Origin of the sequence: Metabacillus sp. 113a, from assembly GCF_050107635.1 — a bacterium.
In the GTDB taxonomy this organism is placed as follows: domain Bacteria; phylum Bacillota; class Bacilli; order Bacillales; family Bacillaceae; genus Metabacillus_B.
Window position 1 is genome coordinate 245,230 of the sequence record NZ_JBNILJ010000001.1, and the last position, 17,585, is coordinate 262,814.

Genomic DNA, 17,585 nt, shown 5'->3' on the forward strand with positions numbered 1-17,585 from the left:
AAGTCACAGTCTAACACCGGGTTTATACTTGTTGCTTCCTGACTGGGTTTTGACAGAATTCCATGCTTCAATCGCTTCTGAACGGCTTTTGCCCGCATTATCCGGATCTGCGAAAAAGTTACGGGTGAATTGATTGTACTCAAATTGAGGCGGGATTTCTTTTCTGTAACCCGGGTCCTTCTTTCGTGTTTCTTCTTCAAGCCAGGCATCTGCTGCCTTCCGATAAGTCTTTCCGATATTCTCTTTAAAGTAGCTTTGAATAAACGTTGAAAAATGAAAAGATGGGATGACAGTTTTGAAAAATGCTCTCACATGTTGACTGCAGCGGTGATTTTCCAGTATGACTGTTTCTAAAGACAGCTCCTGCTGCTTTGCATTGGTGCTCCATCTTGCTTTTTTTGCGGGTTTTATTATTTCTCCATTTACAAGAAAACGTTTAATCCTTTCGGTAAGTTCAGCCTTGGGGCCTGAAGCACTTAACCCGTTTTCTCTGCAAAAACATTGCAATTCTGCTTTTAACCAGTAAAAATCCTCTAAATCCTGTACTCTCGTATTTTTCGTCAGGTCAGGCCTCACGTGAAGCACCTCCTCTATTTCGTTTCTCGTCGCTTGTAATTAACACTAGAATCTCAACTTTCAATTGGTATTATATGACAATAACCTCTTGTAAACAAGATCGCATTAGAAGAGGGGAGCCAATTGCAGGAAAGGGACCTTCTCGCTGCTTCCCATCGTGAATGGGTATTAGCCTTGCTTTTGCGGAATTTTTTTAAGGCTGAACGAATGTTAACCCTCTTGGAGAGCCCACTGCTGGCCCGTGATCATTACCACATTTTTGTTATTGCCGCTCGAGTCCAAAAGTATATAAAATAATAGAGCATCCAATAGATTGATTGCGCAAAATTTATCTTACATATCGGAGGAGATTAAACTGTACAAGAAAGTGATTTCTTCAGCACTGGCCTTATCCTTACTTATGCCTGCAGCGGCATCCGCAGCTGGAACCTACACGGTTGCAAAAGGAGATACAATGTGGAAAATTGCTGTTAAAACCAAGACAGGTGTCTCCGAGCTCATAAACGCTAACCCTCAGGTGAAAAATCCTGACCGCATATTAATCGGACAAAAGTTAAACGTTCCTGCCAATGCAGAGGCTTCTGCTGAAGCCCAGGTTGTTTCTCTTGTCAATCAAGAGAGGGCAAAAGCAGGCTTAAAGCCGCTTATTGCTGATTGGGAGTTAGCGAGAGTTGCAAAATACAAATCTCAGGATATGTATCAAAACAGGTACTTTTCCCATACAAGCCCTGTTTACGGATCCCCCTTTCAAATGATGAAGGACTTCGGGATCTCATATAGAGCAGCCGGTGAAAACATCGCCAAAGGACAAACTTCCCCACAGGCAGTTATGAAAGCATGGATGAACAGTTCAGGCCACCGTGCCAATATACTGAATAAATCCTTCACTCATATTGGCGTCGGATACGTTAAAGAAGGAAATCATTGGACGCAGCAGTTTATCAGTAAATAAATAGAAAGAAAAATAGACTCCTTGCTTACGGGCTAAGGAGTTTTTATTTTTTAATAAATTTCCGCGGCAGCCATTCCTTTCGCGAACGTTATCACTCTGTCATGCTTGCGTCTTACATATCGTTTCTCCGTTGAGTCAAGCAGTGTGCCATCCATGTTAAAGCAACCCGGCTTTGATGAAAATTTACTCTCTCACTTTCTTATTTTTTGTCAAATCACCTCAACCCTTTTTCATTTGAATTGCAAAAATCCTTTCAAACGGCTAAAATAGCTTCAAGACAATTAAATAGTTGTATATCCTTCGGGGCAGGGTGAAATTCCCTACCGGCGGTGATGAAGTCATGTGCTTCAAAGTCCGTGACCCGGCGGCCGCAGGCCGGCGGTGGATCCAGTGAAATTCTGGAGCCGACAGTTAGAGTCTGGATGGGAGAAGGATCGCACGTGCTTATTGCAAACACGGGTATGAAAAATTCTGAAAAGATGAATATAGCATACTCTTATTTGATATGCCTTCGTGATCACTCCAGCTCCGGATTCCATTCCGGGGCTTTTTGTCTTTTTAGAAAGGGGGATTAGGTGTTGCGTGAGGAATCGTTTATGAAAACTGCGATTGAGCTCGCCCGGCAAGGGATCGGGCAAACCTCTCCAAATCCAGCTGTAGGGGCTGTCGTCGTTAAAGACGGGAAGGTTGCAGGAGTCGGTGCCCACCTTAGGGCTGGAGAACACCATGCGGAAGTGCATGCGATTCGTATGGCCGGTGAAAAAGCGAAGGGTGCGGATATCTATGTCACTCTTGAGCCTTGCAGCCATCACGGGAAGACCCCGCCCTGTGCAGAGCTGATAATAGAATCCGGAATAAAACGGGTGATTATCGCAAGCCTCGATCCGAATCCTCTCGTTGGAGGCGGGGGCTTGGCAAGGCTTAGAGACGCAGGCATAGCTGTAGAGACCGGGGTTCTGGAAAAGGAAGCGGCAGAGCTGAACCGCTTTTTCTTCTACTATATCAAAACCGGATTGCCTTTTATTACACTTAAGGCCGCTTCGACATTAGATGGAAAAACAGCTGCTGAAAACGGCGACAGCAAATGGATTACAGGAGAAGCTGCAAGAGAAGATGTTCACAAATACCGGGAAGTCCATGATGCTATTTTAGTGGGTGTGAACACAGTCATCCACGATAATCCCAGTTTGACATGCCGGCTGAAAAATCCAAAAAAGCAGCCAATCCGCATCGTACTTGACAGGAACCTGCGAACACCGCTCCATGCAAAGGTAGCTACAGACAAAGAAGCTGAGACCTGGATCGTTGCATCCCAGACAGCAGATAAAGTACGGGCTGCTGCATTTGTCGAAAGAGGGGTAAAGATTATTTTTACAGACCCTGAAGCCTCGTTAAAGCATACGCTTATAGAGCTTGGGAAAAGAGGCATTACCTCTGTTTTTGCAGAGGGCGGATCAGAGGTTCATGGTTCATTCATTAAGGAGGGGCTGCTTAATGAAATGATTTTGTATTTGGCTCCTAAGCTGCTGGGCGGCCGTAAAAGTTTGCCGATATCCGGAGGACCGGGCTTTAACTGGATGCGGGAAGCAAAGGAGCTTGAATTTAAAGAAACGTCTGTGATTGGAAACGATTTGAAAATCACGGCAGTTTTAAGGGGAAAGGAGGGAACTTAAATGTTTACAGGTATAGTGGAAGAACTGGGAACAGTAGAACGGGTAACATCAGGCGGCAGAATGATGTCCTACACCATAAAAGCTTCCAAAGTGCTGACAGATGTCAGCCTTGGTGACAGCATTTCCGTTAACGGAGTCTGCTTGACGGTAACAAATTTCACTGCCAGTGAGTTTACGGTAGATGTGATGCCGGAAACCGTTAAAGCCTCGACGATCCGCGGCTGGAAAAGAGGCACAAAAGTGAACCTTGAGCGAGCTATGGCAGCGGACGGCCGTTTTGGCGGACATATGGTGAGCGGTCATATAGACGGAACCGGCTTAATCCAATCCAAGAAAAAGGATCAAAATGCTGTTTACTATGACATTAGTACTTCTAAAGAAATTACTGATACCCTTGTGATGAAAGGCTCGATTGCAATAGATGGCATCAGTTTAACCCTTTTCGGACTGCAGGATGGTCTCGTTCAGGTATCCATCATTCCCCATACGATAAGTGAAACGGTACTGGGCATGAAGGAAGCGGGGGACCTGGTAAATGTAGAATGTGACATCATCGGCAAATATGTCCGCAAATTTATGTCCCCCCCTGCACCCGATGCTAAAAAAGATCCTATCTCTGCAGATTTTCTTGCTATGCATGGATTTAAATAACGATACACGACTGGAGGCGCAATGGATGTTCCATACAATTGAAGAGGCGATTAAAGATTTGAAGAACGGAAAGCCAGTCATTGTCGTAGATGATGAGGACCGGGAGAATGAAGGGGATTTTGTTGCTTTGGGTGAAATGGCAAGTCCTGATGTCATCAACTTTATGGCTACCTATGGAAGGGGATTGATCTGCACGCCCATGACTGAGGATCGCGCTGCGGAACTTAATTTAAAGCCGATGGTTGATGAAAACACAGACCCGCACGGTACAGCGTTCACCGTCAGTGTTGACTACAAAACCGCGTCAACGGGAATCAGCGCTTTCGAACGTTCAGAAACCATTCAGGCACTGATCAGCCGTGAATCGAGGGCGCAGGACTTTAAACGGCCCGGCCATGTTTTCCCGCTCGTTGCGAAACCGGGCGGAGTGTTAAGAAGAGCCGGCCATACAGAAGCGTCGGTGGATTTGGCTAAGCTCTGCGGAGCCGAACCGGTAGCGGTCATATGCGAAATTATGAGTGAAGATGGCACCATGGCCCGCCTTCCTGAACTGCTGGAGCTGGCAGAAAAAATGGACCTGAAAATTATTTCCATCGAAGATCTTATTCTCTATCGAAATCTGACAGATAATCTTGTCAAAAAAGAAGTGGATATTCAGCTCCCAACTGAATACGGAAACTTCAGGGCTATCGGGTACTCAAATATACTGGATGGAAAAGAGCATGTCGCTCTTGTGAAAGGGACGCTGGATCCTGATAAGCCCACACTTGTCAGAGTTCACTCAGAGTGCCTGACCGGGGATGTATTTGGATCTTACCGATGCGACTGCGGACCACAGCTCCACGCGGCTCTCGCCCAAATTGAAGCGGAAGGCAGCGGGGTCCTCCTCTATATGAGACAGGAAGGCAGAGGGATAGGCCTTTTAAACAAAATGAGGGCCTATAAGCTTCAAGAAGAGGGATATGACACAGTTGAGGCCAATGAAAAGCTCGGGTTTGGAGCCGACCTTCGGGACTATGGCATCGGAGCCCAGATATTAAAGGATCTTGGACTCGCTGAACTCCGCCTATTGACGAATAATCCAAAAAAGATCAAAGGTCTGGAAGGCTACGGACTGAAAATTGCCGGGCGGGTTCCCATCCAAATGCCGCACCGGAAAGAAAATGAAAGCTATTTAAAAACAAAACACCAAAAATTGGGGCACTTACTTAACTTTTAATAAAACCAGGAGGAGAAACCATGACTAAAATTTATGAAGGCCATTTAGTAGCAGCAGGATTAAAAGTTGGAATAGTAGTCGGAAGGTTTAATGAATTTATAACAAGCAAATTGCTGGGTGGAGCTCAGGATGCCCTGAAACGCCATGGAGCGGAAGAAGAAAATGTCGAAATTGCCTGGGTTCCGGGAGCATTTGAACTTCCGCTTGTAGCGAAGAAAATGGCTGAATCCGGAAAATATGATGCCGTTATCACGCTCGGAACTGTCATCCGCGGTTCCACCACCCATTACGATTATGTGTGCAGCGAGGCAGCTAAAGGTGTAGCGAACGCCTCAGCTTCCAGCGGAATTCCGGTAATTTTTGGCGTCCTCACGACAGAAACCATTGAGCAGGCGATTGAACGGGCAGGCACAAAAGCTGGAAATAAAGGCTGGGAAGCTGCTGTTTCAGCAATCGAAATGGCGAATCTTTTAAAATCATTCGAATAAATTTACAATGAAGGGGGTATTCCCAAGTAGAATCCCCTTACCGAGAAGTACATTTTTCCTTTGAAAGCACAGAACCCATTTAGGTGATGCACAATTTGGCGCATCCTTAACAAGCTAATGCTCCATTCAAAAAAGCAGGAAATCCTTAGAGGGATTAAGGAAAGGGGCTGGGCTAAAGGATAAATTGTTCAAAAAGTGTTTAAAATAGCTGGAAGTCTGTTTATAATATTATTTGGAGTAGTTTTATCATTAATATTTCATTATAAGATTTCTTAAATTGCTATCGCTCTTTTGTTTAGGCAATGTTAAAACTTTATGCTGCTTTGGCGCATGCCGGAATCGAAACCGGGATTCAGAAATCAGCGAGCCAGGCTTAACAAAGCTTTTACGAATGGGGCCATTTCGCTAATCGAGGGGTACTTATGCTAATTCGCTTTAAGAAAAGCTTTGAAAAGATTGCAATGGGACTTTTATCTTTCATGCCTGCAGAAAAAGAATTAAAAACCTTGCAGCAAACCATTAAAACATATGAAACTGAAAAAGACTGGCAGCTGTTTTTATGGAAGGAAGAAGAGGATATCATCGGTGCACTGGGTGTCCTTCTAAAAGAAAATGATGTAGTTCAAATTCAGCATGTAAGTGTAAATCCTTCTCATCGTCAGCAGGGAATCGGCAAGAAAATGGTCTTTGCACTAAAAGATATTTATAAGAATAAAACGTTGGTCCCGAATGAACAAACGGTTTCTTTTTTTGAAAAATGCCGTGAATCGGGACAGGAAGAACAGTAAAAGGCAGGCTGAAAAGTCTTGCTAAGAGTCAACCATGCAATGGAAAACCCCCGGTAACGGGGGTTTTCTTTATGCCGTTGAAGTGAAGCGAAACGAGGCCCATCCCCTGATTCGCAATTGCTGGGACTCCTGGAGCGCAACCGGTTTTTTGGGTTTTATGAGCGAAGGGTTGGGGCGCCAAATCTTATTGATGTCAGACAAGGATGGCAGACAATGTACCGAATCTCCTCCATGTCAGACAAGGATGTCAGACAATGCATCAAATCTCCTCCATGTCAGACAAGGATGTCAGACAAACATCCGAATTTTCTCGATGTCAGACAATGCACCAAATCACCTCGATGTCAGACAAGAATGTCAGACAAAGCACCAAATCTCCACCATGTCAGACAAGGATGTCAGACAAAGCAGCAAATCTCCTCGATGTCAGACAAGGATGTCAGACAAAGCACCGAATCTCCTCGATGTCAGACAAGGTTGTCAGACAAACATCCGAATTTTCTCGATGTCAGACAAGGATGTCAGACAATGCACCAAATCACCTCGATGTCAGACAAGAATGTCAGACAAAGCAGCAAATCTCCTCGATGTCAGACAAGGATGTCAGACAAAGCAGCAAATCTCCTCGATGTCAGACAAGGATGTCAGACAAGGATGTCAGACAATGCATCAATGTCAGACAAGGATGTCAGACAATGCATCAAATCTCCTCGATGTCAGACAAGGATGTCAGACAAAGCACCAAATTCCCTACATGTCAGACAAAACGTCAGACAAACCCCGAACCCCCACTTACCCAACAGCTATCGCATCCCGGGCTATCAGCATAAAAAAACCAGCCAGTCAGCTTCCTAAAATGGAAAGCTGACTGGCTGGATGTTCGTGCATCCAATTATCTCACTCTTTGTCTCTTCGCCTATTTCTTCTGGTATTGTATCCTTTTAACCCCTCTCGCAAAGGCGGGTTTCCATTAACCTTCCAGTCTGGGGTCCTGGCTATCGCTCTCACTCGTTTTTGTCAAAGAGTCTTCGGGACTCGACGTTTTTTTGGCCGGCTTCTTTTTTTAGCATCAGCTGATTCAGCCGTTCCTCAATTACTTCACTCCGGTCCCTTGTCCTATGCCGGTGAATAATGTCATCATTGTTCAAATCACTCAGAGATTGCCATTTCATTCCTTTGGAGGCGGCGCGGTGCCTGCATGCCTTTTCGAGCTCTGTGTCACCAATAGGCAGATGAAGGCTGCCGTATGGGTGTCTGCTTTGAATATCCAAAAGCCGGGTTTCAAGCAGGCTTTTTACTTCATTTTCAATCAGACCAAGCTTTAATAGCTTTCCAGGGCTGTCATTAAGGAAACGCAGTGAATTCTTTATCAGCCGCTCCGCCCCCTTAAAATTCCCGCGCCGATGATGGTACAATGCTACGGCAATCTGAATGAGGCTCACCCAGACGGGATCTCTTTCTGCTGGCGGTTTTTCCTTCCAGTATTCTTCTAAAATTTCATGGCACTCAAAATAGTCCCTGTCCCCGTGAAAATGAACAAGATAATCTATGTAGGCTTCAGGATACATTCCGATCACTCCAATTTTCTGTTAGGGAGATTGTATCATAAATGAAAAGAAAGCGCCTTTTCCAGGCGCTTTCCAGCAATTAGTACAACCAAGCTGCTCCTACAATAATCAATAAAATGAAAAGCACAACGATTAGTGCAAAGCCGCCGCCGTATCCGAATCCTTTATCACCCATTTTATATTTCCTCCTTCAAAATCATGCTGTTTTCATTCGTATCATATGTAAGGGCCCTGTAATTGTATGGGCATTCGCCCGGTTTAAAAGGAAAAATTGAAAATACTCTTCTGATTTTTATTGGACTATAAGGATGATTGTTCTATACTAAGGGATAGCGCAGTTTATAGAAGGATGTTGGTGAGTTTCATTTTGGAATATCAAGTAAAGACAGATGCGTTTGAAGGACCTTTGGACCTTCTTTTGCACTTAATTAACCGGCTGGAAATCGACATATACGATATTCCGGTTTCACAAATAACAGAGCAGTACTTGCTTTATGTTCATGCAATGAAAGAGCTGGAGCTGGATGTCGCGTCTGAATATCTCGTCATGGCAGCAACCCTTCTTTCCATAAAAAGCAAAATGCTTCTCCCGAAACAGGAGGAGGAGCTTTTCGACGAGGAGTTTGGGCTGGAGCCTGAAGAAGACCCGAGGGACGAGCTTATGAGAAGACTCATAGATTACCGGAAATATAAAGAAGCTGCGTCTGAGCTGAAAAGCCTTGAAGAGGAGAGAGCGCTCGTCTACACTAAAGCGCCAAGCGATTTAAGCGCATTTGCCCAGGAAGCTTCCCCCGAGAAGGCGCCTTTAGATATCTCGGTGTATGATATGCTGAGTGCTTTTCAGAAAGTACTGAGAAGAAAAAAACTTCAAAAACCGCTCCAGACCAGAATATCCAGGCAGGATATACCCATTGAAAAACGAATGAGCGAAATTTTGGAAGATCTCCGCATGAGGCCGGGAAGGCGCCATTTTATGGATTTGTTTCCTCTGGAGTCGAAGGAATACCTTGTCGTTACTTTTTTGGCGGTCCTGGAGTTAATGAAAACAAAATCCATTCAAATTGAGCAAGAAGGAAATTTTTCAGATTTGTATATAACAGGGAGTGGAAAAAGCCAGTGACAGGCATCATCGAGTGGAAATCAATTGCAGAAGCACTGCTTTTCGCAGCCGGAGACGAAGGACTGTCATTAAAGCAGCTTATGAATGTCCTGGAGATAGACGAGCCAGCAGTAAAAGACATTATGAGTGATCTTGCAGCCGATTATAAAAAGGCTGAACGAGGGATTGAAATGGCAGAGGTAGCGAATGTTTATCAGCTGACAACCAAGAAAGAACATGCTCCATACCTTAAGAAGCTTGTAGAAGCGCCGGGCAGCCAGTCCCTTTCGCAGGCAGCCTTGGAAACACTGGCTATCGTGGCTTATAAACAGCCGCTGACGCGCATTGAAATAGAAGAGGTGCGGGGCGTGAAAACGGAGCGCCCGCTTCAAACTCTGGTAGCTAAAGCCTTAATAAAAGAAGTAGGCAGAGCCGAAGGAACCGGGAGAGCCATCCTCTATGGCACAACAAGCGAGTTTCTGGAGTATTTTGGCATGAAGTCTCTTCAGGATCTCCCCCCACTGCCGGAGGGAGGAGAAGAACCTCTTCAGGAAGAAGCGGATTTGTTTTTTGAAAAGTTCAGTCAAACAATGGATGAAATAAAATAACCGGTAAACAATTCAGAAAATATGATACTATAAAATAGACATCAGCAGCACCTGACAAGCGTATCTCCTCTCAAACCGGGTATACATAATGAGAGGCTTGGTCCTGGAATAAGTCTGCCGGTTAGAAAACCATCATAAGGGTGACGGGAGAATGCCTTTCTCTTACCCGCTATAGTTCAAGTTAACGGTCCAGTAAAAAAGTTTAAAAGCATGAATGGATAAAGTGAAGGATAAGCCGGGAACACCAGTAGTCTGCCGAAACGAATGCTTTGAGAGGACGTGGGAAAACTTGGGTAACTCAATGGTAAAAGCGCAAACCGATGAAACGGCCGAATTTCTTAAATCAGTGGCAGGAAAATTATCTGCTCATTTAAATTCGGTAACCATTCAATCTATGCTTGAAGAAGAGCCTGGAAACCGTCAATTTTACGAAGAGCTGCTGAGTAACTTCCGAAGGCTGACCGTTTTTTGTGAGGAAGGTCTCGAAGCGTGCAGCATCATTACGCAGACCGAGCCGTTCAGAAAAGCAGCAGCTGAAAAAATCCTGTACCGCGTGTATCACCAGTGCATCGAAGAATTTTTTCAGCCAAAGCATGACATTTGGTTCGAAGACAGCCGCTCCGCCTATACAGGCAAAAATTCGATCAAATTCAGACAGGAGGCTCCGCTGTCTGTCAAGCAGCTTGTTGCAGAGCTGGAAAGTCAGTTTCAGCAAATGCGTGAAGAGCTTGAGTATTACGAGACCGATTACCGCACAAAGATCATACAGTCCAGATAATGCTAAAGCAGCCTTTCACAGGCTGCTTTTTTTCATGCCGGAGAACAAAACTCACTCGAACGAGCTGACCGGTTCCATGAAAGGCAACGTTAGGGGAATAGACCTTATCCTTAGCATAAACCAGAGCCGGCCTCCTTCGTTTCATCTGTCATAACTTATCCTCCACCGCATAAACTTGTACAAATATGGACAAGGGACGTGGAGGCGGATGAAAAGGATAAAAAAAATCGTGGCGGCTGTACTTATTTCAGCACTTATCATACCTGGATTTGCACGAGCTGAAGTGTCTAAAGAAGCGAATGTAAGCGCCAAAAGCGCGATACTGATAGAACAGGAAACGGGCAGGGTCCTGCTTTCAAAAAATGAACATGAAAAATTAAGGATAGCGAGCATTACCAAAATCATGACGGCCATCCTGGCGATAGAGTCCGGCCAATTGGATGAAGAGGTGACGGTCAGTTCAAGAGCGGTTTATACGGAAGGTTCTTCCGTTTATTTACAGCCCGGCGAAAAGATTAAGCTGCGCGAACTTGTATACGGACTCATGCTGCGATCGGGAAATGATGCGGCTGTTGCGATTGCCGAGCATGTAGGGGGAAGTCTGGAAGGCTTTGTTTATAAAATGAATCAAAAGGCAGAGGAAATCGGAATGAGCCATTCTGAATTTGCAAACCCCCATGGACTGGATGATCATGAAAATCATTATTCGACAGCGTATGATATGGCTTTGCTTATGAAGTATGCGATGAAAAGGCCTGAATTTGCGGAGATTTCAGGAACGGAAGTCCACAAATCACCGAATCCTTCCGAAAAGTGGGACCGGGTTTGGAAAAACAAGAATAAACTTCTGACAAGTCTGTACGAATATTGTACGGGCGGGAAAACCGGTTACACGAAACGCGCCAAAAGAACGCTTGTCACGACCGCTTCCAAAGACGGACTCAACCTCATCGCTGTTACAATTAACGCTGGAGATGACTGGAACGACCACATCAGCATGTACGAGCACGGCTTTAATGAATATGATCTTTATAAAATAAAAGGGAAGGGAGTGATCAAATCTCTTGATCATCCCTATTACGAGAACAAAGCATTTATCCAGAGGGATGTTTTTTATCCGCTAACGGAGGAAGAAAAGAAGTCGCTTCGCACAGAGGTCAATTTGCTGAAGCCGGACAAAAGCTGGAAAGATCCCGAAAAAGCTCCCTCTCTGGTAGGGCGGATGAAAGTCATGGTTGGGGAGGAGCCAGTTTTGAATATTCCTATTTATTATGAGAACGGCCAAATGGAAAAACCCGAAGTATCCCTTTGGGAATCAGTGAAACGGCTTTTCTTCGCTTTGGCAGGGGCTGGAACGGATGGTTAACTATATATGGGTGGGCATGATTATCATTGGCATTGTGTTTGCCCTGTTTAACGGCACGATGGAACAGGTGAATGCCGCAATATTCAAGGGAGCAAGAGATGCGGTTACCATTTCGTTTGGGCTGATCAGTGTCTTAGTGTTTTGGCTCGGTCTCATGAAAATAGCAGAAAAAGCGGGGCTTCTGGAGGCTTTGGGAAGAATCTGCCGGCCTGCAGCCAAAAGGGTCTTTCCAGAGGTGCCTCCGGACCATCCGGCTATGGGTTATATCCTCTCCAACACAATGGCTAACATGTTTGGGCTTGGCAATGCCGCTACTCCGCTGGGAATCAAAGCAATGGAAGAACTGAAAAAATTAAATGGAGGAAAGGATTCTGCCAGCCGCTCGATGATCACATTCCTTGCGGTGAACACATCGAGTATTACATTAATTCCTACAACCGTTATAGCCGTAAGAATTTCCTATGGATCCGCTAATCCGGCGGATATCGTCATGCCGACTTTGCTGGCAACGATTATCTCAGCTGTTGGTGCATTGCTGATTGACCGCTATTTTTACCATAGGAGAAAGCGGAAGGGGGAAGACTGATGGAGTGGATCAGCCTTTTGTCTCTATGGCTCATCCCGCTGATCATCGCCTTTATTCTTTTATACGGAACCTTTAAAAAGGTTCAGACATACGAAGCGTTCGTCGAAGGCGGTAAAGAGGGGATTGAAATTTCTTTTTCTATTATTCCTTATTTAGTCGGCATGCTGGCTGCGATTACAATTTTCCGGGCTTCAGGAGCGATGGGGTATTTGCTTGATCTGATTAAACCTGCATTGGCGATGATTGGCGTTCCTTCGGATATTGTTCCTCTTGCTTTTATTCGTCCTATCTCCGGCACCGCAGCTCTTGGACTGACGACTGATCTGATTGCTACTAACGGGCCCGATTCCTTTATTGGCAGGCTTGCAGCTGTTATGCAGGGAAGCACCGATACAACCCTCTATATTTTAACGGTCTATTTTGGGGCTGTCGGGATAAAAAAAATGGGAGACGCGCTAAAGGTCGGACTTTTTGCAGATTTAATCGGTGTGATTGCTTCCATCGTTATTGTCTCTCTTTTATTTTAGGCTTATTGCATGCTGCAGCCGTTCATTGCTATGAAAAGAAGACCGGGATGCGGGCAGGCCGCATAAAAGCTTTAGTTAAGAAAACCCGTACATCAGGGTTTTTTTTAATGTGCTTGTTTAATGGAAAGGAAACAAGTAAGATGTACAAAGAGGTGAAAAGCATGGAACGATTGCAGAAGGTAATTGCTCACGCTGGTATTGCATCAAGACGTAATGCGGAGCAGCTGATAGTAGAAGGGAAAGTTACGGTTAATGGAAAAACCGTAAAGGAACTGGGTGTTAAAGTTTCAGGTAACGACCGGGTTGAAGTTAATGGAGTTCCTCTGGAGAAAGAGGTTCCCGTCTATCTTCTTTTATATAAGCCAAGAGGTGTCATTTCAGCAGCGCAGGATGATAAGGGAAGGAAAATTGTGACGGACTTTTTCCCGGAAATTAAAGAACGGATCTATCCGGTAGGCCGGCTGGATTACGATACTTCAGGGTTGATTTTGCTCACAAACGATGGAGAATTTGCGAACGTGCTTATGCACCCTCGCTATGAAATCGATAAAACCTATGTAGCAAAAGTAAAGGGAATCCCTCCAAAGGGGATTTTGAGAACGATGGAAAAAGGCATTAAACTCGAGGATGGCATGACTGCACCGGCAAAGGCGAAATTGCTTTCTCTTGATAAAAAGAAAAACACGAGCATCGTGGAACTGACGATTCATGAAGGCAAAAACCATCAAGTCCGCCGCATGTTCGAAGCAATGGGTCACCCTGTTTTAAAACTAAAACGGGAAACGTATGCTTTTCTTGATTTGCGGGGGTTAAGCACCGGGGATTCAAGAGAACTTTCCCCGCATGAAGTAAAGCAGCTGCGTGCGCTGGCGGAAACAGGAAAAATAGGGTTTTAATACGACACAAACTGAAGGCTTATCGAAACGGGCAGCCTTCAACACGGGGGAAGCGAGCGGGCAGTTCTCTCCCCTGTCCAGTCCTCTTCCGGGAATTGGAGCAAAGAGGACTGGTGAAGAGTGTTCAGGGCTATTGCTCTGGGCACTTTTTTCAATATAGAGGATCAAAAGAGATGGACTCTTCCTTTATCTGCTAGACCATGCCATCATCTCGGACTTGCTATTGTTATTGCAGCAGAAAATAACCTGAGGAGCCGGGTTCGTGCAGCCGAAAGCATACAGGGTTCCATGATTAACCTTCTGGCTTCTGTTTAGCGTATTCATACCCCAGTCACCCCCCTTGAGGAATAGGATTTTTCACATAACCTTCAAACAAAAGATTTTGAGAGCGTTTTCGTAATGATATAATAATAGGAAATGGTTACATATTAGGGGAGTTAGGATGAAAAGAAGGCGTCTTTTTATGAGGGGGGCAATACTATTTCTGCTTCTTACGGCTTTGGCTTATACCCTTTATTCGAATTTTTTTGCGGATAAAGAGAGGGTGAAGGTTGGGAGCGAGGCTCCGGATTTTGTCGTGACGGACTTGAGCGGAGATCGGCGGCAGCTTTCTGATTACCGGGGCAAAGGAGTTTTGCTGAATTTTTGGGGAACGTGGTGTGAGCCATGCAAAAAAGAAATGCCGTATATGGACAATCAGTACCGTCATTACAAGGACCTCGGGGTAGAAATTCTGGCCGTCAATATTGCAGAATCTGATCTGGCCGTCAACAGCTTCGCAAAGCAGCATGGATTAAGCTTTCCGATTGGAATTGATAAGGACCGGCAAATACTCGATCAATATGGGGTTAAGCCGCTCCCTACTACGTTTTTAATAAACCAGGATGGAAAAGTGACCAGGATTGTCAAAGGGGAGCTGACGGAACGGAATATCAGAGACATGATGGAATCAATTAAACCATAGAGACAGGGAGTCATGCACATGAAAGAATTAAAGTGCGAGTGCGGACACGTCAATCCCCCCGGAACGCTGCTTTGTGAATCGTGCGGGAAGCAGCAGGCAGATTACAAGAATCCGGTTACGGACTCAGGGCCTCTCCTGGATATGCGGTATGACGGAAGTGCACGCCGTTCTCAAACTTACAGGAAAACAGTCATTGATAAAGTGTGGAACTTCTTTTCCTCAGTTAAGGTAGGGATATGGCTGATTGTTCTGGTATTGGCTGCCTCAGCGGTTGGAACGATTTTCACGCAGCTGGAGTATATCCCTTCGAATATTCTCCCAGAAGATTATTATAGGGAAGAGTTCGGGTTGCCTGGAGAAATCTATTATGATCTCGGACTTCACGACCTTTATGGTTCATGGTGGTTTATTACGCTTGTGGCATGCCTCGGCATCTCACTTGTAATAGCCAGTCTGGACAGGGTCATCCCCCTTTACAGAACTTTAAACGTACAGGGTGTGACAAAAAATACGGCGTTTATGAAGAGACAGCGTTTGTATGGGGACCGGGTGCTTGATAAAGACAGTGATTTTGAAGCGTTTAAATCAAGACTTGAGAAAAAAAGGTATAAAGTGCGGACCGAGAACGGGAACTTGATGGCTGAGAAGGGGCGCTTCTCAAGATGGGGGCCTTACGTAAATCACGTCGGCCTTATCATCGTTTTAATCGGTGCCATGCTGAGGTTTGTTCCGGGGATGTATGTGGATGAAAACCTTTGGCTGAGAGAGGGACAGGTTGCGGCCATCCCGGGTACAGATGGCAGGTATTTTCTGAAAAACGAGAGGTTCATCATAGAAACCTATGAATCAAGTAAAGAAAAAGAGGTATTTAAAGAAGCCATTTCTGAAGCGGGAGAGGGAAGTGTGGCTAAAAATTTTCAAACTGACATCATTCTTTACGAACGAAGCGGAAATTCACTGCCTGGTGAAAAACCTGAGCTAAAAGAAGTAAAACAGGATTCAATCAGGGTAAATCAGCCACTGCAGTTTGATTCATTCGGGCTGTATCAAAACAGCTATTCCACAGGAGCGCTTAAAGAATTAACGTTTAACCTGGTTAATAAAGAAACAGAAAAATCCTTTGGCCCCATTACAGTGAACCTGGATGAACCAAAGCCGGAATATAATCTCGGGGAAGGCCATAGAGTGGAAATTCTAAGCTATCTACCGGATTTTTTCATGAATGATGAAGGACGGCCGGATACAAAATCAAGGGCCCCGAATAACCCTGCCTTTGTATTTAATATGATTTCACCGGATAAGCCGGATGGGGAGGTAAGCTTTGTCGGCATTCAGATGAATTTGGAGCCGAACGGGGAAAACCTGATGTCCATGAAGTTTGCAGGTGTTGAGACCGTTAACCAATCGCTCCTGACTGTACGCAAAGATTTGACATTGTGGGTCATCGCATTGGGAGGTCTTATATTCATGATCGGGGTCTGTCAAGGCATGTACTGGAATCACCGGCGAATTTGGCTGAAGCGGGAAGGCGGTATGATCCTTATCGCAGCCCATACGAATAAAAACTGGTTTTCTCTCAAAAAGGAAATTGAGGATGCAGCTGAAGGAACTTCCATCCCGGCAGCATGGGATCAAAAAAACATTGAGGGTCGAAGTGGAGGGGTAGAGGTTGGCGGAAATTAGCAGCGGGCTGCTGTTTGCAGCATTCATATTATATCTTGTCGCAACGTTCCTGTTCGGAGGCTCAATCAGGGACAAAAGCAAGAACTCATCAGCACCTGACCGTTGGGCAAAAGCAGCGGTAATTGTAACAATTACTGGATTTTTGGCCCAGCTTGGCTATTTTATAACGAGGTGGATCGCTTCAGGTCATGCACCTGTGAGCAATATGTACGAGTTCACGACCTTCTTTGGGATGATGCTCGTTCTCGCCTATATTATTATCTATTTTTTGTACAAAGTATCGATTTTGGGACTGTTCACACTTCCGATTGCCTTGCTGATTATCGCTTACGGAAGCATGTTTCCGGATAATGTCACTCCACTGATCCCCGCTTTGCAAAGTGAATGGCTTCACATTCATGTTACGACAGCCGCACTCGGACAGGCGATTCTTGCCTTAAGTTTTGTTGCAGGTCTCATTTATCTTTTAAAACACGTGGACCAATCGAAGCCTTCCAAAAAAACATTCTGGCTTGAAGCAATTATGTTTATCCTGATCTTAACTGTTGGCTATATTCTTGTGACGAGCGGATTCAGGGCTGCAAACTATGAAACAGAGTTTTCCTGGGTTGATAAAAGGGGAAAAGCGGATACAATGGTCTACAATCTTCCGGCTGTAGCCGGCCCGAATGAGTGGGAGCTCAAGACGGATGGTGCGATGGAGCCATTTTTCTCATTGCCTGCTATCATACACGGGAGCAAGTTTAATACGGTTATCTGGTCTTTGATGGCGGGAATCGTACTATATGGATCGTTCAGGCTGATTGCCAGAAAAAGAGTCTCAGCCGTCCTGCATCCTTTGACGAAAAGAGTCAGCCTGGATCTAACCGATGAAATCGGCTACCGGGCCGTTACGATCGGCTTTCCTGTTTTTACACTGGGAGCCTTGATTTTCGCCATGATTTGGGCACAGCTTGCCTGGAACAGATGGTGGGGATGGGACCCAAAAGAGGTTTGGGCTTTGATCACCTGGCTTTTCTATGCCGCTTATTTGCATTTAAGGCTCTCCAGAGGCTGGCACGGAGAGAGATCTGCCTGGCTTGCGGTTATCGGATTTGCCATCATTATGTTTAATCTCATTTTTGTTAACATGGTCATTGCCGGGCTTCATTCATACGCGTGAT

At 45.2% G+C, this 17,585-nt stretch carries 19 protein-coding genes and 1 riboswitch; of the genes, 16 read left to right on the forward strand and 3 right to left on the reverse strand.

Features of this window, described 5'->3' with window-relative positions; all coding sequences use genetic code 11:
• Nucleotides 1-3 precede the first annotated feature (3 nt).
• Nucleotides 4-576 carry a DUF6434 domain-containing protein gene (locus ACQCVE_RS01290; RefSeq protein ID WP_426861346.1) on the reverse strand — a complete coding sequence of 191 codons (573 nt, stop codon included), beginning with the start codon at nt 574-576 and terminating at the stop codon, nt 4-6.
• Nucleotides 577-976: 400 nt separating this feature from the next.
• Here ACQCVE_RS01290 and ACQCVE_RS01295 point away from each other — a divergent pair, with 400 nt between their 5' ends.
• The 6 genes from ACQCVE_RS01295 (at nt 977) to ACQCVE_RS01320 (ending at nt 6,347) form a co-directional block, all read left to right on the forward strand.
• Nucleotides 977-1,528, forward strand: coding sequence for a CAP domain-containing protein (locus tag ACQCVE_RS01295; protein ID WP_426844247.1), 552 nt, complete (start codon nt 977-979; stop codon nt 1,526-1,528).
• Between the two features lie 292 nt (nt 1,529-1,820).
• Nucleotides 1,821-1,966: riboswitch (FMN riboswitch) on the forward strand.
• A 137-nt stretch (nt 1,967-2,103) separates the two neighbouring features.
• Entirely contained in the window at nt 2,104-3,201 is a 1,098-nt protein-coding gene (gene ribD, locus ACQCVE_RS01300; RefSeq protein ID WP_426861347.1) for a bifunctional diaminohydroxyphosphoribosylaminopyrimidine deaminase/5-amino-6-(5-phosphoribosylamino)uracil reductase RibD, read from the forward strand.
• Nucleotides 3,202-3,852, forward strand: coding sequence for a riboflavin synthase (gene ribE, locus ACQCVE_RS01305; RefSeq protein WP_426843941.1), 651 nt, complete (start codon nt 3,202-3,204; stop codon nt 3,850-3,852).
• A gap of 25 nt (nt 3,853-3,877) precedes the next feature.
• Nucleotides 3,878-5,071, forward strand: coding sequence for a bifunctional 3,4-dihydroxy-2-butanone-4-phosphate synthase/GTP cyclohydrolase II (locus ACQCVE_RS01310; protein WP_426843942.1), 1,194 nt, complete (start codon nt 3,878-3,880; stop codon nt 5,069-5,071).
• Nucleotides 5,072-5,091: 20 nt separating this feature from the next.
• Nucleotides 5,092-5,559: a 6,7-dimethyl-8-ribityllumazine synthase gene (ribH, locus tag ACQCVE_RS01315; RefSeq protein WP_426843943.1), complete on the forward strand. Its 468-nt coding sequence runs from the start codon at nt 5,092-5,094 to the stop codon at nt 5,557-5,559.
• Nucleotides 5,560-5,981: 422 nt separating this feature from the next.
• Nucleotides 5,982-6,347: a GNAT family N-acetyltransferase gene (locus tag ACQCVE_RS01320; protein WP_426843944.1), complete on the forward strand. Its 366-nt coding sequence runs from the start codon at nt 5,982-5,984 to the stop codon at nt 6,345-6,347.
• A gap of 1,004 nt (nt 6,348-7,351) precedes the next feature.
• Here the strand turns inward: ACQCVE_RS01320 and ACQCVE_RS01325 are convergent.
• Complete coding sequence (locus ACQCVE_RS01325) at nt 7,352-7,915, reverse strand: DUF309 domain-containing protein (RefSeq protein ID WP_426843945.1); 564 nt, start codon at nt 7,913-7,915, stop codon at nt 7,352-7,354.
• 79 nt (nt 7,916-7,994) lie between these two features.
• On the reverse strand, nt 7,995-8,090 hold the full coding sequence (locus tag ACQCVE_RS01330) for a YjcZ family sporulation protein (protein ID WP_211558873.1): 96 nt from the start codon (nt 8,088-8,090) through the stop codon (nt 7,995-7,997).
• A gap of 189 nt (nt 8,091-8,279) precedes the next feature.
• Between ACQCVE_RS01330 and ACQCVE_RS01335 the strand changes: the two genes are divergently transcribed.
• The 10 genes from ACQCVE_RS01335 to ccsB all read left to right on the forward strand — a co-directional run bounded on the left by ACQCVE_RS01335 (nt 8,280) and on the right by ccsB (nt 17,584).
• The gene (locus ACQCVE_RS01335; RefSeq protein ID WP_426844248.1) at nt 8,280-9,035 is read left to right on the forward strand and encodes a segregation/condensation protein A; all 756 of its coding nucleotides are present in this window, start codon (nt 8,280-8,282) and stop codon (nt 9,033-9,035) included.
• The gene (gene scpB, locus ACQCVE_RS01340) at nt 9,032-9,622 is read left to right on the forward strand and encodes an SMC-Scp complex subunit ScpB (RefSeq protein ID WP_426843946.1); all 591 of its coding nucleotides are present in this window, start codon (nt 9,032-9,034) and stop codon (nt 9,620-9,622) included. Before ACQCVE_RS01335 ends, scpB begins: the two co-directional genes overlap by 4 nt.
• Before the next feature lie 289 nt (nt 9,623-9,911).
• Complete coding sequence (locus ACQCVE_RS01345; RefSeq protein ID WP_426843948.1) at nt 9,912-10,400, forward strand: YpuI family protein; 489 nt, start codon at nt 9,912-9,914, stop codon at nt 10,398-10,400.
• 208 nt (nt 10,401-10,608) lie between these two features.
• Nucleotides 10,609-11,766, forward strand: a complete 1,158-nt coding sequence (locus ACQCVE_RS01350; protein ID WP_426861349.1) for a serine hydrolase — start codon at nt 10,609-10,611, stop codon at nt 11,764-11,766.
• Nucleotides 11,759-12,352 (forward strand): nucleoside recognition domain-containing protein, encoded by a 594-nt coding sequence (locus ACQCVE_RS01355; protein ID WP_426843950.1) that lies wholly within the window; start codon nt 11,759-11,761, stop codon nt 12,350-12,352. Before ACQCVE_RS01350 ends, ACQCVE_RS01355 begins: the two co-directional genes overlap by 8 nt.
• On the forward strand, nt 12,352-12,879 hold the full coding sequence (locus ACQCVE_RS01360) for a spore maturation protein (protein WP_426861351.1): 528 nt from the start codon (nt 12,352-12,354) through the stop codon (nt 12,877-12,879). The genes ACQCVE_RS01355 and ACQCVE_RS01360 overlap by 1 nt, the downstream gene beginning before the upstream one ends.
• Nucleotides 12,880-13,040: 161 nt before the next feature.
• Complete coding sequence (gene rluB / locus ACQCVE_RS01365; protein WP_426861352.1) at nt 13,041-13,775, forward strand: 23S rRNA pseudouridine(2605) synthase RluB; 735 nt, start codon at nt 13,041-13,043, stop codon at nt 13,773-13,775.
• 442 nt (nt 13,776-14,217) lie between these two features.
• The gene (gene resA, locus ACQCVE_RS01370) at nt 14,218-14,739 is read left to right on the forward strand and encodes a thiol-disulfide oxidoreductase ResA (protein WP_426843953.1); all 522 of its coding nucleotides are present in this window, start codon (nt 14,218-14,220) and stop codon (nt 14,737-14,739) included.
• An 18-nt stretch (nt 14,740-14,757) separates the two neighbouring features.
• A complete protein-coding gene (gene resB / locus ACQCVE_RS01375; RefSeq protein ID WP_426861354.1) occupies nt 14,758-16,422 on the forward strand; it encodes a cytochrome c biogenesis protein ResB in 1,665 nt (554 codons plus the stop codon).
• Nucleotides 16,409-17,584, forward strand: coding sequence for a c-type cytochrome biogenesis protein CcsB (ccsB, locus tag ACQCVE_RS01380; RefSeq protein ID WP_426843955.1), 1,176 nt, complete (start codon nt 16,409-16,411; stop codon nt 17,582-17,584). The genes resB and ccsB overlap by 14 nt, the downstream gene beginning before the upstream one ends.
• Nucleotide 17,585: the final 1 nt, after the last annotated feature.